At 69.7% G+C, this 21,888-nt stretch carries 19 protein-coding genes and 1 pseudogene; 11 read left to right on the forward strand and 9 right to left on the reverse strand.

The genetic code is table 11. The features are described 5' to 3' along the window. The first annotated feature begins 26 nt into the window (after window positions 1-26). Window positions 27-770 carry a hypothetical protein gene (locus AB5J56_RS43100; protein ID WP_369241641.1) on the forward strand — a complete coding sequence of 248 codons (744 nt, stop codon included), beginning with the start codon at window positions 27-29 and terminating at the stop codon, window positions 768-770. Between the two features lie 29 nt (window positions 771-799). On the opposite strand, the gene AB5J56_RS43105 is transcribed toward AB5J56_RS43100, so the two are convergent. Beyond that, window positions 800-1,264, reverse strand: coding sequence for a hypothetical protein (locus AB5J56_RS43105; RefSeq protein ID WP_369241643.1), 465 nt, complete (start codon window positions 1,262-1,264; stop codon window positions 800-802). 68 nt (window positions 1,265-1,332) lie between these two features. On the opposite strand from AB5J56_RS43105, the gene ligA reads away from it, so the two are divergent. Continuing rightward, window positions 1,333-3,426, forward strand: a complete 2,094-nt coding sequence (gene ligA, locus AB5J56_RS43110; RefSeq protein ID WP_369241645.1) for an NAD-dependent DNA ligase LigA — start codon at window positions 1,333-1,335, stop codon at window positions 3,424-3,426. On the opposite strand, the gene AB5J56_RS43115 is transcribed toward ligA, so the two are convergent. Further along, a complete protein-coding gene (locus AB5J56_RS43115; RefSeq protein WP_369241647.1) occupies window positions 3,414-4,631 on the reverse strand; it encodes an MFS transporter in 1,218 nt (405 codons plus the stop codon). The two genes, ligA and AB5J56_RS43115, sit on opposite strands and share 13 nt — an antisense overlap. Before the next feature lie 56 nt (window positions 4,632-4,687). Between AB5J56_RS43115 and AB5J56_RS43120 the strand changes: the two genes are divergently transcribed. Then, window positions 4,688-5,248, forward strand: a complete 561-nt coding sequence (locus AB5J56_RS43120) for a CGNR zinc finger domain-containing protein (RefSeq protein ID WP_369241649.1) — start codon at window positions 4,688-4,690, stop codon at window positions 5,246-5,248. 21 nt (window positions 5,249-5,269) lie between these two features. Here the strand turns inward: AB5J56_RS43120 and AB5J56_RS43125 are convergent, their stop codons facing one another. Then, the gene (locus tag AB5J56_RS43125) at window positions 5,270-5,962 is read right to left on the reverse strand and encodes a formylglycine-generating enzyme family protein (protein WP_369241651.1); all 693 of its coding nucleotides are present in this window, start codon (window positions 5,960-5,962) and stop codon (window positions 5,270-5,272) included. 269 nt (window positions 5,963-6,231) lie between these two features. On the opposite strand from AB5J56_RS43125, the pseudogene AB5J56_RS43130 reads away from it, so the two are divergent. The 4 genes and pseudogenes from AB5J56_RS43130 to AB5J56_RS43145 form a co-directional block, all read left to right on the forward strand. After that, window positions 6,232-7,164, forward strand: a pseudogene (locus AB5J56_RS43130) (hydrolase); the annotation flags it as partial. Window positions 7,165-7,966: 802 nt separating this feature from the next. Then, a complete protein-coding gene (locus tag AB5J56_RS43135; RefSeq protein WP_369241653.1) occupies window positions 7,967-9,430 on the forward strand; it encodes a serine protease in 1,464 nt (487 codons plus the stop codon). A 240-nt stretch (window positions 9,431-9,670) separates the two neighbouring features. Then, window positions 9,671-11,044, forward strand: a complete 1,374-nt coding sequence (locus tag AB5J56_RS43140; RefSeq protein ID WP_369243135.1) for a phospholipase — start codon at window positions 9,671-9,673, stop codon at window positions 11,042-11,044. Window positions 11,045-11,112: 68 nt separating this feature from the next. After that, a complete protein-coding gene (locus AB5J56_RS43145) occupies window positions 11,113-12,231 on the forward strand; it encodes a hypothetical protein (RefSeq protein ID WP_369241655.1) in 1,119 nt (372 codons plus the stop codon). Window positions 12,232-12,544: 313 nt separating this feature from the next. Here AB5J56_RS43145 and AB5J56_RS43150 read toward each other — a convergent pair whose 3' ends face one another. Next, the gene (locus AB5J56_RS43150; RefSeq protein WP_369241657.1) at window positions 12,545-13,093 is read right to left on the reverse strand and encodes a YciI family protein; all 549 of its coding nucleotides are present in this window, start codon (window positions 13,091-13,093) and stop codon (window positions 12,545-12,547) included. A gap of 148 nt (window positions 13,094-13,241) precedes the next feature. Between AB5J56_RS43150 and AB5J56_RS43155 the strand changes: the two genes are divergently transcribed. Further along, complete coding sequence (locus AB5J56_RS43155; protein ID WP_369241659.1) at window positions 13,242-13,895, forward strand: maleylpyruvate isomerase N-terminal domain-containing protein; 654 nt, start codon at window positions 13,242-13,244, stop codon at window positions 13,893-13,895. A 78-nt stretch (window positions 13,896-13,973) separates the two neighbouring features. On the opposite strand, the gene AB5J56_RS43160 is transcribed toward AB5J56_RS43155, so the two are convergent. Next, window positions 13,974-14,753 (reverse strand): SDR family NAD(P)-dependent oxidoreductase, encoded by a 780-nt coding sequence (locus tag AB5J56_RS43160; protein ID WP_369241661.1) that lies wholly within the window; start codon window positions 14,751-14,753, stop codon window positions 13,974-13,976. A gap of 166 nt (window positions 14,754-14,919) precedes the next feature. Between AB5J56_RS43160 and AB5J56_RS43165 the strand changes: the two genes are divergently transcribed. Further along, a complete protein-coding gene (locus AB5J56_RS43165; RefSeq protein WP_369241663.1) occupies window positions 14,920-15,843 on the forward strand; it encodes an aldo/keto reductase in 924 nt (307 codons plus the stop codon). 60 nt (window positions 15,844-15,903) lie between these two features. On the opposite strand, the gene AB5J56_RS43170 is transcribed toward AB5J56_RS43165, so the two are convergent. The 3 genes from AB5J56_RS43170 to AB5J56_RS43180 form a co-directional block, all read right to left on the reverse strand. Beyond that, window positions 15,904-17,754 (reverse strand): serine/threonine-protein kinase, encoded by a 1,851-nt coding sequence (locus AB5J56_RS43170; protein WP_369241665.1) that lies wholly within the window; start codon window positions 17,752-17,754, stop codon window positions 15,904-15,906. Between the two features lie 138 nt (window positions 17,755-17,892). Beyond that, complete coding sequence (locus AB5J56_RS43175; RefSeq protein WP_369241667.1) at window positions 17,893-19,041, reverse strand: Cmx/CmrA family chloramphenicol efflux MFS transporter; 1,149 nt, start codon at window positions 19,039-19,041, stop codon at window positions 17,893-17,895. 237 nt (window positions 19,042-19,278) lie between these two features. Then, window positions 19,279-19,773, reverse strand: a complete 495-nt coding sequence (locus tag AB5J56_RS43180) for a PaaI family thioesterase (RefSeq protein ID WP_369241669.1) — start codon at window positions 19,771-19,773, stop codon at window positions 19,279-19,281. A gap of 93 nt (window positions 19,774-19,866) precedes the next feature. Between AB5J56_RS43180 and AB5J56_RS43185 the strand changes: the two genes are divergently transcribed. Then, complete coding sequence (locus tag AB5J56_RS43185; RefSeq protein ID WP_369241671.1) at window positions 19,867-20,334, forward strand: winged helix-turn-helix transcriptional regulator; 468 nt, start codon at window positions 19,867-19,869, stop codon at window positions 20,332-20,334. A gap of 185 nt (window positions 20,335-20,519) precedes the next feature. Here AB5J56_RS43185 and AB5J56_RS43190 read toward each other — a convergent pair whose 3' ends face one another. Beyond that, window positions 20,520-21,230 carry a dienelactone hydrolase family protein gene (locus AB5J56_RS43190; protein ID WP_369241673.1) on the reverse strand — a complete coding sequence of 237 codons (711 nt, stop codon included), beginning with the start codon at window positions 21,228-21,230 and terminating at the stop codon, window positions 20,520-20,522. A gap of 226 nt (window positions 21,231-21,456) precedes the next feature. On the opposite strand from AB5J56_RS43190, the gene AB5J56_RS43195 reads away from it, so the two are divergent. After that, the gene (locus AB5J56_RS43195) at window positions 21,457-21,849 is read left to right on the forward strand and encodes a VOC family protein (RefSeq protein ID WP_369241675.1); all 393 of its coding nucleotides are present in this window, start codon (window positions 21,457-21,459) and stop codon (window positions 21,847-21,849) included. Window positions 21,850-21,888 lie beyond the last annotated feature (39 nt).

The following is a 21,888-nucleotide window of genomic DNA, read 5'->3' on the forward strand; positions in this document are numbered from 1 at the left end:
CTCGGTTGCCGGGTCAGGATGTCCACATGCCCGAACTTGAGAGCTTCCCGACGGCCCGCCTCGCCCTGGTCGGAGACCGTTCGCCCAGCGTCCGCGCCCACACCCGGATCCCCGTACTCCTCGAAGCGCTCGCCCAACGGGACCAGTTGATCCTGGACGCGTACTGGATCCCGACCGAGGATGCCGAACCCGCCGGCGCTCTCGACGGATTCGATGCCATCTGGCTGGTGCCCGGCAGCCCGTACCGCAGCGAAGCCGGAGCGATGGCGGCGTCGCGCACCGCGCGTGAGCAGGGCATCCCGTTCCTGGGCACGTGCGCCGGCTTCCAGCACGCGATCCTGGAGTTCGCCCGTGACGTGTGCGGACTCACCGGCGTCCACCACGCGGAGAATGATCCGGAGGCGGACGACTTCCTGATCGTCCCGCTGGCATGCTCCCTGGCCGGACATGAAGGCGCGGTCGACGTGGAGGCGGGATCCTTGGCGGAGCGTGTCCTCGGGGCCGAGCGGACCATCGAGCGCTACCACTGCTCGTACGGGACCAGCCCGGCCCATCTGGATGTGCTGCGTGCGCACGGCCTGCGCTTCAGCGGCGCCGACGAGACCGGCGACGTACGCATCGCCGAACTGCCGGGGCACCCGTTCTTCCTCGCCACCCTGTTCCAGCCCGAACTCGCGGGAGACGGCACCCGACCCCATCCGATCATCCGCGCGCTTGCCTCGGCTGCTGTGGAGCATGCCACCAGGAACTCGGCGCGAGCGCTCGGCTGAGGCGGGTCCGGGCACCGTACGTCGCCCTGTCAGTCGTAGAAGAACAGCTGGAGATCCTCGACGGACCCTGGCCCGGTCAGGAAGGCCTCGGCCTTGGCGATCTCACGTTCTGGCGGTGTCCCGGCGCCGCCCAGAAGCTGCTTCATCCATGTCTCGCCCTGCTCACCGACCGCATAGATCCCCGACAGCAGCTCGGCCATGCCCGCAGGGTGCGTGATGCGTTGCCCGATGACGGGCCGGAGTTCCCACCCACCTGCCCGCGCAGCCAACCGGAGCACTCCCGCCCAGTTGGCGATCCGTCCCAGACGCACGTGCCACGGGTCCTCGGTGAACGGTGACATCCGGCCACCGTGCAGGGCGTTGGTGGCGGCCGTGATGTCCGCCAGCACCTGGCGTTCCACGGCGCTTCGGACCCAGCGGCCTTCCTGCGCTTCCTCGACGGCGGCGGACCACCACTCCCATGCGCCGTCGAGCCGGTCCGTGAACGTGTTCATGCGGTCAGGTTCGCAGGTCCGGGCTCGGGACGGGGGCGTTGTCAGTGGTGGGAGGCAGGATGTTGGTCATGACGACACACGCAGCAGTGATCGTAGATGCCGCCGCCTACGCGCAAGCGGTCGAGGACGCCGTGCACGCCGCGGCCGCCTACTACGCCGGCGGCACTTCGCCGATGGACGACGACACCTACGACCGCCTGGTGCGCGGGATCACGGAGTGGGAGGCCGACCACCCCGATCAGATACTGGCCGATTCGCCGACGGGGAAGGTCGCCGGCGGCGCCATCGAAGGCGACGTCCCGCACACGGTGGCGATGCTCAGCCTGGACAACGTGTTCTCCCCCGAGGAGTTCACCGCGTGGACAGCGTCCTTGGCGCGGCGCGTGGGCCATGACGTCACCGCGTTCAGCGTGGAGCCGAAGCTCGACGGACTGGCGATCGCCGCCCGCTACACCCAGGGCCGCCTCACCCGCCTGATCACCCGTGGGGACGGGACGGCCGGGGAGGACGTCTCGCACGCGATCGGCACGATCGAGGGTCTGCCCGAGACGCTGGCCGAACCGGTCACGGTGGAGGTGCGGGGCGAAGTCCTCATGACGACCGCCCAGTTCGAGCACGCCAACGAGGTGCGCACGGCGCACGGCGGACAGCCCTTCGCCAACCCGCGCAACGCGGCCGCGGGCACGCTGCGCGCGCGAGAGCGCGCCTACACGGTGGAGATGACGTTCTTCGGCTACGGCCTGCTGCCCCTGCCGGACACGGAGGCAGGCCTCGCGGCACGGCTGGGCGAGCTGCCGCACAGCGATCTGATGGGTCAGGCCGCCCAGTACGGAGTGCACACCACTGCGGAGACCGCGGTCCCGGGCGTCGTCGCCGATACGGCGGAGGGGGTGCTGGCTCGTATGGAGGAGATCGCCGCGCTGCGGGCCGAGTTGCCGTTCGGCATCGACGGCATCGTCATCAAGGCCGACCTGGCTGCCGATCAGCAGGCCGCCGGATCCGGTTCCCGGGCGCCGCGCTGGGCGATCGCCTACAAGCTGCCGGCCGTGGAGAGGATCACCCGACTGCTGGAGGTGGAGTGGAACGTAGGACGCACCGGGATCATCGCCCCGCGCGCGGTACTTGAGCCGGTCCAGATCGAGGGGTCCACGATCACGTACGCCACCTTGCACAATCCCGGGGACATCACCCGCCGTGACCTGCGCCTGGGCGACCACGTGATGGTTCACCGGGCCGGTGACGTCATCCCACGCATCGAGGCCCCGGTCGCGCACCTGCGCACCGGCGACGAGCAGCCCATCGTCTTCCCGGTGGTATGCCCGCGCTGCGGGTCCGACATCGACACCAGCGAGCAGCGCTGGCGCTGTGTCAACGGCCGCAACTGCCACCTGGTCGCCTCTCTCGCCTACGCCGCGGGCCGCGACCAGCTCGACATCGAGGGCCTCGGCGGCACCCGCGTCGTCCAGCTCGTCGAGGCGGGGCTGGTCGCCGATCTCGCCGATCTGTTCACGCTGAGCCGCGAGCAGCTGCTCGGGCTGGAGCGCATGGGGGAGACCAGCACCGACAATCTGCTCGCCGCCATCGCCGCGGCCAAGGGGCAGCCGCTGTCCCGGGTGCTGTGCGCGCTCGGCGTCCGTGGCACGGGCAGGTCGATGTCGCGCCGGATCGCCCGGCACTTCGCCACCATGGACCACCTCCGCGCCGCCGACGCCGGGGCCATCCAGCAGGTCGAGGGCATCGGCACGGAGAAGGCCCCGTCCATCGTCGCGGAACTCGCCGAACTCGCCCCGCTCATCGACAAGCTCGCCGCGGCTGGGGTGAACATGACCGAGCCGGGGGCCACCCCGCCTGCCCCCGAGGGCAGCGACAGCGAAGGCAGTGACGGCAGCGACGGTGAAACGGGGGAGGGCGGGCCGCTCGCCGGGATGGCCGTGGTGGTCACCGGCGCGATGACGGGACCCCTGGAGAAGCTCAGCCGCAACCAGATGAACGAGCTCATCGAGCGCGCGGGCGGCCGTTCCTCCTCCAGCGTCTCGAAGAAGACCACCCTGGTAGTCGCAGGAGAGGGCGCCGGATCCAAGCGCACCAAGGCCGAAGCCCTCGGTATCCGCCTGGCCACCCCGGACGCATTCGCTGCCATGGTCGCCGACTACCTCGCCTGACCGTGACCGTGACCGTGACCGTGACCGTGTGCGGGCACGGAGTCGCCCCGAACGGCGAAACAGGCGAGCGCGGCCAGGAGCTGGACGCCGCCCGCCATAAGGAGGGCTCCGGCAAGTGACCTGGTGGCCAGGGGCCCGGCGACACTGGCCCCCAGGGCGAAGCCGGTGATCTTCAGGCTGGCTCCAGTGGTGAAGATCTGGCCGCGCAGATGGCCGGGTGCCTCCCGGTGGCGTACCGCGAACAGAGCGGTGAGGAGGGGGCCTTCGCCGATGCCCGCGACAAGGGCGGCGGTGATGAGCGGTACGGGGCGGCAGCTCGCGGCCAGTGCCGACGCAGCGGCCAGGATCAGGGCGCTTGTCCAGATGAGCGTGTCCGGGGCGATCCACCGTGGGAACCTCGCGAGGACGGCGTTGGCCGCCAACGCCGAGACGGCAGTGCAGGAAAGGAGCATCGCGCCGTGCCCGGCCCCACCGAGTACCCGCGCGCCCAGGAGCGGGGTGGCGGCGGTCAACATGCCCTGGCCCGTGCAGGAGATCACCGAGGTGAGGGTGGCCCGGGCCAGCCGAGGGTTTCTGAGGATGAACCGCAGTCCGGCGGCGAGATCGTCGATGACCGAGGTGGCGGCCGCACGCCGAGCCGGAGGGAACCGTGCGGGCAGTCTCCATGCGGCGGGCACCGCCAGGCCTATGAGCGCTGCGGAGACCGCCACCGCGCTCGGCGCTCCGAGCAGCTGTGACACGCCGCCCGCGAGCGCCGGTCCGGCCAGGCCCGCCATGTTGAACGTCATCGCGTCGAGCGCGTTGGCACGGGGCAGGCCCTCGGGCGGCACCACTCGGGGCAGTTGGGCCGTCCAGCCACCGGACAGTGCCGGCCCCAGCAGACCGGCCGCCACGGCGATCAGGAGGATGACGGGGAGGGGGAGGCATCCCAGCCCCGTCAGGATGACGGCCAGCCCTGTCGCGTAGAGGGCGAGTGCTCCGGCGAGGAGGCGGCCCGGTCGTGCAGCACGGTCGAGGAGTGTGCCGAGTACCGGCCCGCCCAGCGCGGCCGCGATCGTCATACCACCGAGCAGTGACGACGCCTCGGTCGCCGATCCGGTGCACGCGAACCCCGCCAGCATCAGGGCCGGCCCTGACATCTCGTCCCCGGCGCGAGCGGTCGCCGCGCCGGCGAGGCAGGAGTCCAGCATGTAACGCCTTCTCATCGGCGAGACGTTACTCAGGTAACTCAAAACGATGCAATATGCGTTACATTCGTCCGATGCCCACCACCGCCGACGACTGGTTCACCCGGCACTCCGTGCTCGAGACGGCGCGACGCACCGCCGCCCTCGTCAACGTCCTCACCGGCGACCAACCGGACCCGCACGAAGTCGCCCAAGTGCTACGGGACTTCGGCGAAGCGGACCCCATCGACCTCACCGAGCAGGACGTCACGCAGATGTGCGCAGCCGCGTATGTGCTCCTGGAAGTCTTCGCCGCAGACCGCGTCGATGACGCCGCCGGTGCACTCAACCGCCTCCTGCACAGCCGGAGAGGATCGTTGCGCCTCACGTCACACGACGGCCACACACCCTGGCACCCGCACCTCGACCGCGACGACGACGCCCCGTGGGACGAGTGGTTCCTCGCCTCGTCCTGTCTGGCCCTGACCGTTCTCGTCTGGGACCACCAACGCCCGCCCGGCGCGGTCTGCGCGTCCCCGAGCTGCCGGAACGTCTTCATCACGCAAGGCCGAGGCCCGGAACGCCGTTTCTGCTCACGCCGCTGCGCCACCCGCGAACGGGTCGCCTCCCACCGCCGCTCCCGCTCGGCGGAGTGAGGAGCGGGCAAGCGGCGGAGGTCAGCGCACCCCGGAGCGTGCGACGCGGAACCCCACGTCGTCGATCCGGAGGGTCGGATGGCTACGACGCCGTACCGAGGCCCGGCAGCTCCAGTGCTCGTCGAACCAGCCGCCGCCGCGCAGCACCCGGTAGCTCCCGTACACCTCGGCGTCGTAGACGTCCCAGCACCACTCCCAGACGTTGCCGAGCATGTCGTGGAACCCCCAGGCGTTGGGCAGCTTGCCGCCCACCCGGTGCAGCCGCTCGTCCGAGTTGCCGCGATGCCAGGCGATGTCGTCCAGCGGCCCGTACCGGGCGTCGGTCGTCCCGGCGCGGCAAGCGTGTTCCCACTCGGCCTCGGTCGGCAGCCGGTAACCGTCGGCGGACGCGTTCCACTCGATGCGCCCGCCGCCTTCGACGTCCTCGGCGCCGTCCGGATACAGGTAGACGGGCGTCAACCCCTCCCTCTCGGAAAGGGCGTTGCAGAATCGCACCGCGTCCCACCAGGAGACGCCCTCGACGGGCAGCCGATCGTCCTGCGTGCCGCCCGGCTGCTCCCCGGTGACCTGGATGTACTGCGCCTGCGTGACGGAACATGCCGCGAGTCGGTAGGGCGCGAGGTCGGTTGCCCAACTCCGTTGGGTTCGCCGGTCCGAGAGCGTCACCCGCCCCGCCGGGACGGAGATCATCAGGCTGTCCGTGTGCACGTCCATGAGGAGGAGATGGTACGGGAGTCATGATCCCGATGTGTTCGAACGCGCTGTCAGGTCAGGCGGTTCGCGGCGGTCTCGTGCGGTACGGGAGCCCGGTCGGGTAAGAGATTCCTTTGAAGCCACTGCAGGGCCTGCCGATGGCCCGGATCTTGTGTGTAGCGTCCAGCCCTGTGTCGAGCGGCGGTTGTCCAACTGCCGTTCTACGCGCGCAGATCAGGCGCCCGCACCGCCTCCCCACGTCTCTCCCCCCACTGATGGAGGAACACCGGATGCTCGGCATTGCCCTCTCCCGTCACAGAGTCACCACGGCGCTCGCCGCGTTCGGCCTGCTCGCCACCGGCGTCGCCGTGCAGGCGGCCGCCCCGACCCAGGCACACGCGGCCACCACGCACCGGATCCTGTTCGACAACGCGCATGCCGAGACGGCCGGCAACGCGGACTGGATCATCTCCACCAGCCAGCCCGACCCGCTCGGCCAGGACTCCTCCCCGTCCTCCGAGACGGACTGGACCGGCGCCCTGTCCTCGTGGGGCGTCGCCCTGCAGAAGACCGGCAGCTACAGCCTGAAGACGCTCCCTTCGGGCTCCAGCCTGGCCTACGGCGGCTCGACGGCCACAGACCTGTCGAACTTCGACACGCTCGTCCTTCCCGAGCCGAACACGCTGTTCACGACGGCCGAGAAGACGGCCATCATGACGTTCGTGAAGAACGGCGGCGGCCTGTTCATGGTGTCCGACCACACCGGCGCCGACCGCAACAACGACGGCGAAGATGCGGTGGAAATCCTCAACGACCTGATGACCAACAACAGCGTCGACAGCACCGACCCGTTCGGCTTCTCCATCGACTCGCTGAGCATCAGCTCGGGCTATCCCGCGGCGATCAGTGACAGTACGAACCCGGTGCTGCACGGCTCGTTCGGCACGGTCAGCAAGAGCCTGATCGCCAGTGGTACGACGGCCACGCTGAAGCCCGCAGACAACTCGGCGGTCAAGGGCCTGCTCTACCGCAGTGGTTACTCGGGCAACACGGGTGCGTTCTTCGCCACCAGCACCTTCGGCAGCGGCAAGATCGCCTTCTGGGGCGACAGTTCGCCCATCGACGACGGCACCGGCCAGTCCGGCAACACGCTCTACGACGGCTGGAACGACACCGGCGCCACGAACGCCGCCCTCGCCCTCAACGCCACCGAATGGCTGTCTTCTTGACTTCCTCCCCTCGTGAACTTCCCGCCCGTACCAGGCGGCCTTGCTGAAGCAGTAAAAGAATCGCGGGCCCGGGAAACCCTTCCCGGGCCCGCACGCGTCGAGAGGGCCTCCAGAGACTCCGCGTCCTGAGTCGCGCCGCACACTCCACGACCGGTCGCGCCGACTTGTGGAGGGTGTCCCTTTGGGGCTCTTCGATGGGCGTGTCAGGTTTCCCCCATCAGCACCAGTTGAAGGACGGATGGTCCGGTTAGTGGCTGTTGGGCCTTTGTTGGCGGTCTGTTGGTTTCGCCATGCAAGATCAACTTGCTTTCGCATCACCGCTTTTGCGGTTACCAACAAGAAAGGCCAGCCACCCCCCATGACCTTGCCTGTCTTCCTGAGACGCGGCGCGCTCACAGCCCTTGCGGTTGGGCTACTGGCGGCGGCACCTGCTGCCGCCTCGACGGCCCCGCCGACCACCGAGCCCTCCTCCATCGCGCGGACGACCACGCCCGCTGTCCCCAAACCTTCGCCCTCCAAGTCCGGTGCTCGGCCCACCGGTTCGGCCTCGACCCCTGCTGCTCCGTCCCTTACCGCCACCCCTCCGGTCCCCGCCCCGACCACCCGAAAGGACTCCGGGTCTCGGCGGGCGGCGATCCGGGCCGCTCAGCGCAGTGACACGTACTGGACGCCCGAACGGCTGCGCAACGCCGTGCCATTCGGCGGGAAGAAGGGATCCGCCACGCCGAGGAAACGTCCGAAGCCGGGCGCGGCCTCGCACCCCTTCGGCGGCTATGCCTCCGTGGGTGTCCTGGCGATGACCAACGACCAGGGCGTTGACGGTTTCTGCTCGGCCTCGGTTGTGCAGAGCCCCGGCAAGAGTCTCGTCCTGAGCGCCGGGCACTGCCTGAACGACGAAGACCGCTTCAAGAACTTCGCGTTCGTGCCGCAGTACAACAACGGCAGCAACCCGAAGCCCTTCGGGATCTTCCCCGTCAAGCCGGGCCACGTCTACCTCGATGACCGCTACCTTTCCCTGGGTACCCGCGCGGGTGACGACTACGACTTCGCCTTCGTCGAGGTCGGTACCAACGGCAACGGGCAGCTGCTGCAGGACGCCGTCGGCGGCGGCAACCGGCTCAAGCTGCTCGGTGCCAACGACTTCATTCAGCCCAACGTGCACCTCGTCGGCTACCCAGGAGCCGACAGCACACCTCTTGACTGCGTCACGACGACCTCCAAGCTCAACGCCCGCTTCCTGAAGATCAAGTGCGACGGATACACGGGCGGCACCAGCGGCAGTCCGTTCCTGGCCAACTTCGACGGCAAGAACGGCGATGTCATCGGCGTCATCGGTGGCTACCAGACGGGTGGGCATGACCCCAACGAGTCGTACAGCTCTTGGTTCGACGAGGACGTCAAGATGCTCTACGACACGGCCGTGCGCGGCGGCGGCACGTCCACGGACGCGGGCATCGGTGACGCGGGCACCTGGAAGCACGCCACGGACGTGACGTCCGGACGGTTCGGGCTTCAGAACTCCTCCGACCTGGTCGTGAAGTGGTCGGACGGAGAGGTCACTCTCTACAAGGGCAACGGCGACAACGGCTTCTCCCGCGAGGTCCAACTGGTGGGGCCCAACGCGCTCTGGCGTGATCACGCGGTGGAGATCACGGCGGGCGACTACACGGGCAGCAATGCGTACGACCTGCTGGTGCGCTGGACCGATGGCGAGCTGACCATCTACAAGGACGTCGACGAGAACCAGAAGCTCGGCTCCGAAATCCAGCTGGCCGCCGCCAATGACCGTTGGAAGGATGCCTACCAGATTGCCACGGGCAAGTATGGCGGCAACGGCTGGCCCGACGATCTGGTGGTCGTTTGGAAGGACGGTCGGGTGACCCAGTTCACCGACGTCGACGACAAGGGCCTGCACGACGAGAAGGAACTCACCGGCGCCAACTCGACCTGGACCCATGCCCAGGCCGTGACCGGCGGCGACTTCGATGGGAACGACGGCTCCGACGACCTGCTGGTGCGCTGGTCGGACGGCGAGACGACGATCTACCGCGACATAGCCGGCCAGGGCGTCGGCGCCGAGACGCAGGTGCTGCCCCCGAACGACAGCTGGAAGGAGGCCAAGCTCGTGACCGCCGGCACCTACTCCGGCTCCGGCGCGGCCAACGACCTCCTCGCGATCTGGTCGTACGGCAAGGTCTCCCTGCACCCCGACGTCGACCTGTCCGGCCTCCACTCCGAACACGTCTTGGTCAGGCCGTAACACTCTGGTCCCCATCCCTTCGGGCACAGAGGTAGCTCCACACCTCGACATGCCCCATTGAGTAAGGCCCAGGTCTCCGGGAGATCCCCGCTGACCTGGGCCTTACTCACGTCGGCAATCTCTCCTGGTGACGCCCGTTCCCTTGGATGTCAGGGTCATGCCATCATGGCGCGCCATTCTGTGTTCGCCCGTTCGTCCCGCCGCTCGCCGGCGCCCCCACGGAAGGACCACGTGATCCAGATGCCGACCCCTCGCCCCTTGCTCGCCGCGACCGCAGCGAGCGCGGCCCTGGCCTCCGTCTTCATCGCCCCGGCCCCGGCCCGGTCCGCCGACGGCCCGCCCACCGGCACCTACTATGTGCAGAGCGCGACCACCGGCCTCAATGCCGCGGACAGCGGGGGAGCGGTGGAGCAGCACAACCCCAAGGGCAACGAGGACCACCAGCAGTGGACACTGCGCGCGAGCGGATCCTCATACGTCCTGGAGAGCACCGACACGGCGGGCAGCTGCCTGGGCCGCTCCGGCGACCAGGCGAGAACCGTGGCCTGCTCCGGCAGCGACGCATCCTGGGAACTGGCGCCGACCGGAGCCGACCAGTACACGCTCAAGGCCCCCGGCACGGACCGCTACCTGACGGTCGGCGCGAAACCGTCCGGCTCGAACTACCCCGCCCAACTGGCCGTCGGCCCCGCAGGCAACCTCGCCTCCTGGTACCTGACTCCCGCCACCCCCGCGACACGCCCCATGCCCTCCCCGGACCAACGCACCCTGGACCAGGTCACGTTCCTCACCGCCCACAACGCCTACGCGAACGGCGTCGACGGCGGCTTCGCCCCGCCCTTCGTGAACCTCGTGCCCAACCAGAAGCGCGGCATCAACCAGCAACTCACCGACGGCGTACGCGGGTTCATGCTGGACATCCACCAGACGCCGGACGGCGCCATCCTCTGCCACAACAGCTGCACCCTCGTCTCCAAGCCGGTCGCACTCTGGGTCGACATCCAGCGCATGGTGGACTTCCTCAAGCAGCACCCCGACCAGTTCGTCACCGTCTTCCTGGAGGACTACGTCGACCCGGGCGTCCTGCGCGGTGAACTCGCCCGGGTGAGTGGCCTGTCCGACGTGCTCTACCGCCCCGACCGGACCGGCGTACGACAGAACGGCTGGCCCAAGCTGGCCGACCTCGTCGCGGCCAACCACCGCCTCCTTCTCCTCACCGACCACAGCCGGTCCTCCGACGAGTCCGCCGGACTCACCCGGGACAGTTTCGGCGTGATGTACCAACGCGAGTGGACCGTGGAGAACTACTGGTCCATGGGCTCGGGCCTCGGTTCCTCCGACTGGTCCTGCTACAGCCGGTGGTACGACGCCAACACCACCCTCCCTCTCACCCGCACCGAACCCGCCTTCCACCCGCTGTTCGTCATGAACCACTTCCGCGACGCCACGATCACCTCCACGGCCACGACGGACAACACCAAACTCGCCGACCGGGCCCGCCGCTTCTGCCAGCCGGCCGCCCGCAAGAAGCCCAACTTCCTCGCGGTGGACCGCTACGACCTGGGCGACCCGGCCTCGGCCGTGAACACGCTGAACACCTACACGTACCCGTAAGCCAGGAAAGTGCCGGGACAGTGGGGTGAGGACCCCCGTGAGCCGCTCCCGTCAGGCACGATAGGCGTGTGACGTATGCGGTGACCGTGGATGTGGGCCTTCCCGAGGGAGCCTCGGAGCTCGACGCGCTCCAGCGGGAGGGCGTGGTCCTTCTCCTGCGCCGGGGCCTCGACTCGATCGAGGGGATCGAGGGGCCCGACGGGATGGAAGTCGAGCTGCTGGACGATGTCGTCGCCGTCTATCCCGGCGGTGCTCTGCTGAAGCTCTTCGTCGACGCTCCGGCGCTGGAGTTCGCCGAGGACGCCACGCGCGAGGCCATCGAGGTGCTCCTGGAGCGAACCGAACTGCTCGCCGGCTGGGAGATCACCCGGTGCGAGGTGGAACTGCACCCCGACCTCCTTCAGGAGAGCCTCGACGCGGCCGACGGCCCGGACGCGCCACCGGCTGACCCGGCCGAGCGCGCACGGCGCCACGCTGCGGCCGAGGCGGCTTCAGGACCGAGCGGTCTCGGTGATGCCGAGGTCGAGGTCATGCGACACAAGCTGCGATCCCTCGCGTCCCGCCTCGCGGCCTTCCCGCCGGAGTCCTTCGGCTACTCCGACGACGAGGAGAAGCGCCTCGTCGACCGGGAGACGGCGGAGGTCGCGGCCGGCGCCCTCGTCTACGCGATCGATCTCCTGGTGGACGAGCTGTTCGGGGATCTGGCCGGCCTGGAGGAGGACGGGCCGAGCCTGGAGGAGAGCGACGGGCCGTTCATGATCCTTGAGGATCTGCCGCCGCAGTTCGCCCTCCAGTACACGGTCCTGTTCGTACGACGTCTGATCGTCACGGCCGTAGCCCTGACCGGCCGCCTCACCCAGCCGCACTTCGGCCGGTTGAGCTGCGTCGCCGAAGAACTCCTGATGCGGCTCCTGCTCACCCACGCCGAGGTGACGGCCGACACCTACGGGCTCCTGACCGATGAACTCCGCACCGCCTGGGGGGTGTTCGCCGACGAGGTGTATGACGACATGGACCACGAGTGGCTCTACGACCCGGCCGCCGACGACATGGACCAGGACCCTGGCCTCGCCCACCTCGGCATCGCCCCCATAGGAGTCAAGGACTGGTTCACCCCCTTCAACGAGGAGGGACACGTCCATCCGTACGCCGCGAACGGCGACGACGATCCAGGGGACGCCTCCTGAGTCGTCTTTCCGCCAGATTCCCGCCTGCCGTCTCCGGCGGGGTGACACCGCACGGGCCAGTTCCGCGCGGGCGGGCGAGGACTACCACCTGCCCGACGGGCCCGAGGCCCAGGCGCGGAACGCCCGCCTGGTGGCCTACGCGGCCGAGAACAGGTTCGGTCCTCACTCGACCGCGTGGGGAGTCGACGCCGTTGACGGGACGGCGGCATCGTGAGCGGTCGGTGTGGATGCCGCGCCTTGCCGCGATGCCGTAGGGCCACGGCATGATGCCGTGGCCCTACGACCCCGGGGGCACTGGCTCATCCCCGGTTCATCACCGTCGCCCGCCGAACTCCCAGTCGTGGACCTCGATGTCGGCGTACCGGTCCGAGGTCAGCACGGCACGTGCCGCATCCGGGTCCGACGCCTGGACCAGCACCGCCGTACCCAGCCAGCTGCTGCCGTCATCCGACAACAGCGGCCCGTACGCGATCAGTTCACCCTGGTCGGACGGCACGTCGAGGTCGGCGGACTGCCCCGAACCGAGGCCGATCACCAGATACCGGTTGCCTCCGGTCGAGCCACCGGGGAAGTCCCACATGGTGCGCCCGAGCGCGTTGTGCCACCGGCGAAGCAGCACGTCCCGGTACACGCCGGCCTGGTAGTTGGGCTCGTCGAAGGCGAAAGCGCGGGCGGCGGCGGCATCCGGCAGGTCGACGATGTGCACGCTGCCCGTGGGCGCGTCGCCGTCCCTGGTGAACGTGGGGCCGCGGGCGATCAACTCCTTCGCGTACTGGTCCATGTAGGACCAGTGCTCTTCCAGCAACTCGTCGCGCAGCGCCACGGAGTCGGGCCGATCACGGTGGTAGCAGAGAAACTCCATGCCGGCAGTCTTCACCACTGGGCAGCAGCGGGTCCTCTGCATTTAGGGGCGGCAGTCGGCATGAGGCCGGCGATCCGGTCGGGGGACCGGCGTTCGGAGGGTGGCGAAATCCGGCGCGAGCAGCGCAGGAGGCTGCTAGTTTGCCGCAGTGGATCTCTTCTCACGGTCATGGACGGCGTTGCGAGCGGCGGTTGCCGCGCTCCGGGACCAGGACTTCGAGCGGCCGTCCGGCTGCACCGGCTGGCTCGTGCGGGACCTGGTGTGCCACCTGATCATCGATGCGCAGGACGTCCTGATCACTCTTGTGACCCCTGCCGAGACGGAACCGACCAGGGACGCGGTGACCTACTGGGACATCGTCGAAGTCCCGACAGGCGACGATCCGCTCGACGCGCTGACCGTCCGGCTCGCCGCCGCGTACGGCGACCCGGCGCTTCTCAAGTTCCACCTCGACGACGTCGGTTCGGCCGCCGGACGTGCCGCCGAACTCGCGGATCCGGGCGTCCGCGTCAGCACCCGCGATCAGGTCCTGACCGCGGGCGACTACCTCTCCGCGTACGTCCTGGAATGGACGCTGCACCATCTCGATCTGATCGCGCACCTCCCGGACGTGGTGGAGCCGCCCGCCGAGAGCCTGTCCCGATCCCGCGCGATGCTGGAGAAGATCGCCGGGGCCGCGTTCCCCGCATCGTTCTCCGACCAGGAAGCCCTGCTGATCGGCACCGGGCGCCGGGTCCCGACCGACGCCCAGCAGACCGAACTCGGTGAGCTTGCCGGGAAACTGCCGCTCGTCCTCGGCTGAGAGGTCCGGTGCGGAGAGACCAAAGATGCCGCGAGTGCGCCCTGTCCCAGGTGGGCGGGGCGGCGGGCGCCCGTTCGGCTACGACGTGGGGATGAAACCGCCGTCGATGACCAGGTCGCTGCCCGTGATGTTGCGGGCGCGGTCGCTCGCCAGGAACAGGACGAGTTCGGCGACTTCCTCCGGCTGGGAGAAGCGGCCGGTGACCATGGCGCCGGCCGCCTGGGCAACCACCTCGTCGGGGGCGACGCCGGAGGCGGCCGACAGGGCCGCGGCCACTCCGCCGCCGCCGAGCCACAGATCGGTCGCCACCGGACCGGGGCTGACGGTGTTGACCCGGATGCCCTGGGGACCGACCTCCTTCGACAGCGCCTTGGAGAAGGCGACCAGGGCGGCCTTGCCCGCGCTGTAGTCGATCACCATGGGGTCCGGCAGGGTGGCGTTGACCGAGGCGATCGTCACCACCGAGCCCTGCCCAGCCGCCAGCATGAGCGGCAGCGCGGCCCGGGTGACCCGCACCGCGGTGAACAGGTTCAGGTCGACGACGCGCTGCCAGTCCTCGTCGGTCACCGACAGGAAGCCGCCGGTGCGGGCCGGGGCCGAGCCCACGTTGTTGACCAGGACATCGATCCGGCCGCCCGCCGCCGCGACCAGCCGTCCGGCTGCCTCGGGCTCGGCCAGATCGACGGGCACCCAGGTGACCGAGCCCTCCTTCACCAGCGCGTCGAGCTCGCCCGACGCGGAGCGCGACCCGGCGATCACCGTCGCCCCCGCGCCCGCGAACGCCTTGACGACGGCCAGTCCGATCCCTTTGCTGGCACCGGTCACGACGGCGGTCCTGCCCTGCAGTTCCGTGCTCATGGTCGTCAACTCCTTGTGGTCCGATGCACGGCGCATCGGCGGCGAGTCACTGGTGGGTTCACCGTAGGCGGGTGCTGCCGGTCTTGCTGCCGGTCCGTGCTGTCCGGCCCCGTTCGGAGCAGAAGACCTCCGAAGCGGACAGCGGCCCTCACCCGCCCCGCAACACATGTGCGAAACTCCCCCGATGACCTCAGAGACGATCACCGCGGATGCCGCGGGCAGCTGGAAACTGGGCGATCTGACCGTCAACCGGATCGGATTCGGGGCGATGCGACTGACGGGCAGTGCCGCCTTCCATCTCGGCACGCCGAGCGATCGCGACCGGTCGATCTCCGTCCTACGACGTGCGGTCGAACTCGGCGTCAACCACATCGACACCGCCGCGTTCTACTTCTCCTCACTGCGCTCCGCGAACGAGCTGATCAACAGCGCACTGGCGCCGTACGCGGACGACCTGGTCATCGCCGCGAAGGTCGGCCCGTTCCGTGACTACGCGGGGGAGTGGGGCACCGCCGCGCGGCCCGAGGACCTGCGGGGCCATGTCGAGGAGAACCTGCGCCAGCTCGGCCGCGACCACCTGGACGTCGTATACCTGCGCCGTATGCGCCAGGAATCGATCGCCGAACACTTCGGGGCCCTGGCCGAGCTGCGCGAAGCAGGCCTGATCCGGCACCTCGGCATCTCCGACGTCCGGCCCGAGCACATCGCCGAGGCGCAGGCCATCGCGCCGGTGGTCGCCGTGCAGAACAAGTACGGCCTTGACGCCAAGAACACCGAGGCCGACGCCGTCCTGCGGACCTGCGGCGAGCAGGGCATCGCGTTCGTGCCGTTCTTCGCCATAGCGGGCGAGGGCGGCGCGCGGGGCGCGGCCGGCAACCACGACGAGGCGGTGCTCGCCGTCGCGCAGGCGCACGGGGCCACGCCCGCCCAGGTCAGGCTGGCCTGGACGCTGCACCAGGGCCCTCACGTCCTCGCCATCCCGGGCACCGGCAATCCCGATCACCTCGTGGAAAACGTGGCGGCGGGGGCGCTGCGCCTCACCGACGAGGAACTCGCCCGCCTCAACACGCTTCACCAGCAGGGGGATTGACCCCCGGGGGTCCCTGCCGAGCGTGTCGGCAGGGACCCGTCGGTCAGCCCGCGTGTGCGCTCAGGAGTTGGTCACGTTGCGCCACACCGTCAGGTCCACGGTGATGTACTGGCTCGCGTCACCCCTGGGCGCGAAACCGCGCACGGTCACCAGGCCGTAGTGCCCCGAGCCGGTCTTCACGCAGATCCGGGACCCCGTGGTGAGCTTGTCCTTCTCGATGCGTGTGGTGTACCGGGTGTCGGCCTGGCAGGCGGCCAGCGTGCCCGGATCACCGGTTCCCAGCAACGCCATGGTGTTCTTGTTGCTGTTGGTGGTGACGCCGTCCCCGAGGACGATGTCGCTGTCGTATCCGAAGTCCCCTTCGTAGTTCACGTCCAGGTCCTCGGGATGCGGCGGCTCGTCGGCGAAGGTCACCGTGTAACCGGCAGGAATGTTGAGGTTCTTGTAATCGGAGCCCTTCGGCGCCGACGGGGCCTTGCTGGTTCCGGTGCTGCCGCTCGTTTCACCGGCGCTCGGCGTTGTGCCGCCGGTCCGCGGCGCACTGCTCCGCCCGCTGTCCTTGGCGTTCGACGAGCTGTCGTCGGAGCCCTTGTTCCCCAGCATGTACGCGCCACCGCCGATGAGCGCGGCGACGACCACGCCCGCGACGACCAGTGCGGCACGATTCAGCTTGCGGGGCGGCTGAGGCGACGTCGGCCCCGTCGGGTGGCCCCCGTAGGGCCCGGGAGCCGGGGCGTTCGGATAGCCGCCAGGAGCCCCGGCGACCGGATGGGTCGGATATCCGGCGGCCGGGGGGTAGGCATAGGCGCCCGCTGCGGCGGGAGGAGCAGCGTGCGGATGTACGGCCTGGGTCGGCGGATGAGTCGGCGGCGGCGTGTGCGGGGCCGCCTGCGTCGGCGAATAGGCCGGCGGGGTGTACGTGGCCGGCTGCGTCGGCAGGTGAGTGGGCTGCGGCGGCGGGGTCGGGGCGGCCGCCTGGGTGAGATCGGCGGCGTAGGAGGACGGCAACCAGCCGTCCGGGCGGCGCAGTGCCGGGTCCTGGGACGCCTGGCCGCACATTTCGATGATCCGGGCGGTGGACGGCCGTTGCGCGGGGTCCTTGTTGAGGCAGCCGGTGACGATCTCCCGCAGTTCGACCGGCAGTCGGGACAGGTCGGGCTCCTCGTGCACGATCCGGTACAGGACGGCGTGCGAGGGCCCGTCACCGAAGGCGGCGACCCCCATCGCGGCGAAGGCCGCGATCTGGCCGAGCGCGAATACGTCGGTCGCCGTCGTGCAGCTCTTCGCGGACGCCTGCTCGGGCGACATGAACGACGGCGTACCGACGCTGACACCGGTGCCGGTGAGTGCGGTGGCGTCGGCCGCACGCGCGATGCCGAAGTCGATGACGCGCGGCCCGTCGACCGCGAGCAGCACATTGGACGGCTTGAGGTCGCGGTGGACGATGCCCGCCTGATGGATGACCTGCAGCGCCTCGGCGATGCCGGCGACGAGCAGCAGTACGGTCGCCACCGGCATGGCGCCGTGTGAGGCGACCGCCGCGTGGAGAGAAGGCCCCTGGACGTAGGCGGTGGCCAGCCACGGCTGGGGACCCTCGGTGTCGCTGTCGATCACCGGCGCGGTGTAGAGGCCCTGCACCCGCTGCGCGGCCCGCACCTCCTGCTGGAACCGGCGACGAAAGTCCGGATCCTCGGCGAACTCGGGGCGGATCACCTTGATCGCCACGGGGCGCCCGCCAGGCGTGTAGGAGAGGTACACCTTGCCCATGCCGCCGGCCCCGAGCCGGGCGCTGAGCAGGTATCCGGCCACGGTGCGCGGGTCGTCCTCGGACAGCGGCTGGAACACCGCCGGACCCGCTGCCGGAGCGTCCGCTCCGCCGGCACGAACCGGTCCCTGCTGATGATCCGTCATGACGCCCCCGAGGCTGGCTTTACCGACCGCTACGCACCGCTTGCGGCGTCGAGACTACCGAATCAGGCGGCACAGGCTTCCCTCTGGCCACAGCCACACCGGATCGGCACAAGTCCGACCACCGTTCCCGCGCGGGCGTCATCGACTCAGGGTGCGCAGGGGGAACGCGACGGGCAGCGCGACAGCGACGAGGAGTCCGCTCGCCCACAGTGGGCCGAGGCTCCCGAGTGTGGTGCTGAGGGTGGTCGCGGCGACGAGAGGGCCGACGGCGGCGCCGACGTTGAGTGCCGCGGTCGCGTACGAACCGGCCATGGTGGGGGCTCCCACCGCCTCGTACAGCACCCGGGTGATCAAGGTGCTCCCCAGCGCGAACGACAGCGCGCCCTGAACGAACACGAGAGGGAGCAGAGCGACCGGCTGATCGGCCAGGACGGCCAGGGCGGGCCAGCCGATGAGCAGGAGCGGTCCGCCCGCCGCGAGGACGAGGCCGGGGCGCTGGTCGGACAGGCGCCCGGCGACGCTGACCCCGACGAAGGAACCGGCGCCGAAGAGCACCAGGACGACGGGGATCCACAGCTCGCCCAGTCCGGCGGTGTCGGTCACGACGGGGGCGAGGAAGGTGAAGCCGGCGAAGGTCGCCGCGTTCACCAGCGCACCGAGCAGCATGACCAGGAGCAACCGCGGACACTTGAGCTGCGCGAGTTCCGATCCCAGTGCAGGCCGGTCAACGTCCTTCCGCGGACGGCGCGTTGGGATTCCTGTGAGGATGCCGACGGCCGCGGGCAGGCAGAGAACGGCGATGGCCCAGAACGTGGCCCGCCAGCCGAGAAGCGTGCCGAGTACTGATCCCCCTGGGACACCGGCGATCGTGGCCACCGTCGTGCCCGACAGCAGGACGGCGAGCGCTCGTCCCTTCTTCTCGGCCGGGACCAGCGCGGCGGCAGTCGTCAGCGCCACGGCGAGAAAGCCCGCGTTCGCCAGCGCCGCGACCAACCGGGTCGCGAACAGGATCGGGAAGCTCGACGTGGCAGCGCCCACGGCGTGGGCTGCCAAGAAGACCAGGACGCACCCGAGCAGGCTGGAGCGCCCTGGCCGGTTGCGGGTAAGCGCGGCCATCAGTGGGGCGCCGACGATCATGCCGATCGCGAAGGCCGAGGTGAGCGTGCCTGCTGACCCGACGGTGACGTCGAGGTCCGAGGCGATGTCAGGCAGGAGGCCGGCGAGCATGAACTCCGAGGTGCCCATGGCGAAGACCGCCATGGCAAGCAGGTAGAGCGCGAGAGGCATCGAGTGGCTCCGGGGTGAGGAGAAGCGCGAGAAGGTCGTCTCGTCACCGCGGTCAGCGCCCAGGCGCACACTCGTCCGGCCGTGGAAAACGGCGGGACGGCGGAATTACGAACTCAGTGGTTCAGGGGGCTGACGGCGTGACCGAAAGCCCCCACCCTGTCCGACTCGGGGCTCGACATGGGCCGCACGCTATCCGACCGGCGCCTGCCGAAGCATCTGGTTTCCCGGCGGCCGTCGTCAGGACGCCGGAAGCGGAAACAGCATGCAGGTACTCGTGGCGTGGGCGAGGAGACGGTCGGTGCCGTCGAGGAGTTGGGCCTCGGCGAGGGCGGTACGGCGGCCGCTGCTGACCACCCGGCCGACGGCGCGGACCCTGCCGGTGTCGAGGGTGATCGGACGCAGGAACTTCACCGTCAGGTCGAGGGAGGTGTACGCCGTGCCCTGGGGGAGGGTGGACTGGACCGCGCACCCGGCGGCCGAGTCCAGCAGCGTGGCGTAGATACCGCCGTGCACGCTCCCGATGGGGTTGTAGTGCTCCTCGCCGGGCACCAGGGAGAACACCGCCCGCCCGTGCTCCACCTCGTCGAGGGAGAAGTCCACGGTGGCGCCGATCGGTGGACCGGGTATACGCCCGGCGACGATGTCCCGCAGGAACTCCAGACCCGTGCCCTTTCCTACGGCGGCGGCCGAGAGCGCCGGATCTTCCCATTCGTACGTACGTGACCGGCCCATGCGGCAGCGCCTCCAGATCTGACTTCGTCCATCGAAGCTAGCTTTTGCCTCGGCTGACTGTCAATGATGAAGTCAAGGGCTACGATGGCTGCCATGAACTGGCTCGAAATGAGCACCGAGAACTGCACGGTTCAACGCACCCTCGACCTGGTCGGCGAGAAGTGGACGCTGCTGATCCTGCGGGACGCGTTCAACGGGGTGCGCCGCTTCGACGACTTCCACCGCCATGTCGGGCTCTCGGAAGCGGTGTTGGCGGGCAGGCTCCGCAAGCTGGTCGAGGCCGGAGTCCTGGCGGCGGTCCCGTATCAGGAACGGGGCAGCCGGACCCGGAACGAATACCGCCTGACCGGCAAGGGCCGGGATCTGTGGCCCGTCCTTGTGGCGCTCAGGCAGTGGGGCGAGAGCTACGTCGCCGACCCCGAGGGCCCCGTCCTGGAAGTCAGGCACAGCGAGTGCGACGCCCCGGTGCGCGTCGTGGTCGAGTGCTCCTGCGAGCACGTCGCGCTCACCCCGACCGAGGTCACGGTCCGGCCGGGGCCTGCGGCCCGACCGTATGCCTGAGCGGGTACGTGTGCGCAGAAGTCCATGCGCACACGCGAGTTGAACCCTCCGGCCTCGTCACCCCCGAATCCCCGAATGACGGCCGAGCGCCGAGCGCCGAGCGCCGACCCGTCACCCACGGCCCGCCGTAGCGGGCAAGCAACCGCCAGCGTGCTTGTCCGTCACGCCAACCGTCCCGTATCGCCTCAGCCCAGCTGCTCGTGCAGGAACGCCAGCGTGCTCTGCCAGGCCTGCGCGGCCGACTCGGGGTCGTGCACCTCGGTGCGCCCGTCGTTGAAGAAGGCGTGCTGGGCGGGGTAGAGGCGCAGGTCCGCGGTGATGCCGGAGTCTCGCTGGATCGCTTCGCTCAGCTCCTCGAGCTTCTGAACGGGAATCGTCGTGTCGAGTTCGCCGTAGTGGCCCTGGACCTGGGCCTTGAGGTGGGAGAAGTCGGGCAGGTCGCCCTGGATCACGCCGTAGAACGGCACCGCGGCGGTGACGCGCGGGTCGGCCGCGGCCTGGTAGATCACGAAGCCGCCGCCCATGCAGAAGCCGACGGAGCCGACCGTCTCGGAGGTGACCTCGGGCAGGCCGAGGAGGTAGTCGACCGCGCCGGAGAGCAGTTCGACGCCGCTCGCGACCGGCAGGGCCAGCATCATCCGCAGGGCTTCGTCACTCTCATGGGCGACGTTACCGCCGTACAGGTCCGGCGCGAGCGCCACGAAGCCCTCCTGGGCCAGGCGGTCGGCGACGTCGGCGATGTGGTCGGTCAGGCCCCACCACTCCTGGATGACGATCACGCCGGGCCCCCGCCCGGCCGGCGGCAGTGCCAGATAGCCGTGCGCGGTGGCCCCGGCGCTGGGGAAGGTCACGTTCTGGTGCGTAGGGGCGCCGGTCGACTTCGGCTTCTCTGACATGGCACTCAACTCCTGTGGGGGGAAGCGCTCGATGGGGTGTGCCGAAGCGGGGCCCGGCATGATCCCCACGATGCCATGTGCGTCCCCGAAGCCGGCGGGCGGCTGGCCCGCACCGCCCACGAGCCCCGACGCCGGGTGCCCGATCAGCCCGGAACGCGCTCGCATCACGACCTGGTCCACGGATGCCGTACCCTACGTGTTACGTATAACCCTCCGAGAGGTCCTGATGAGACGCATCGCCCTGGTCACCCTCGTCGTCGACGACTACGACGAGGCGATCCGCTTCTACACCGAGGCCCTCGGTTTCCGGCTCGCCGAGGACGAACCGAGGCCCGACGGCTCCCGCTGGGTGGTTGTCGAGCCGGGCACGGCGGGCCAGGGCACCGGCCTCCTGCTGGCCCGGGCGAAGAACGAGGAGCAGCGCGGCAGGGTCGGCGACCAGACCGGCGGGCGCGTGGGCTTCTTCCTGCACACCGACGACTTCGCCCGCGATCACGCCCGGATGCGCGACGCGGGCGTGACCTTCCTGGAGGAGCCCCGTCACGAGCCGTACGGCTCGGTCGTCGTCTTCCAGGACCTGTACGGAAACCGCTGGGACCTGCTCCAGCCCGCCCAGTAGCCAGACCTCCCCAAGACGACCTGACGACCTGCCGAGGAA

The sequence above is a fragment of the Streptomyces sp. R21 genome (assembly GCF_041051975.1).
Classification (GTDB): Bacteria; Actinomycetota; Actinomycetes; order Streptomycetales; family Streptomycetaceae; genus Streptomyces.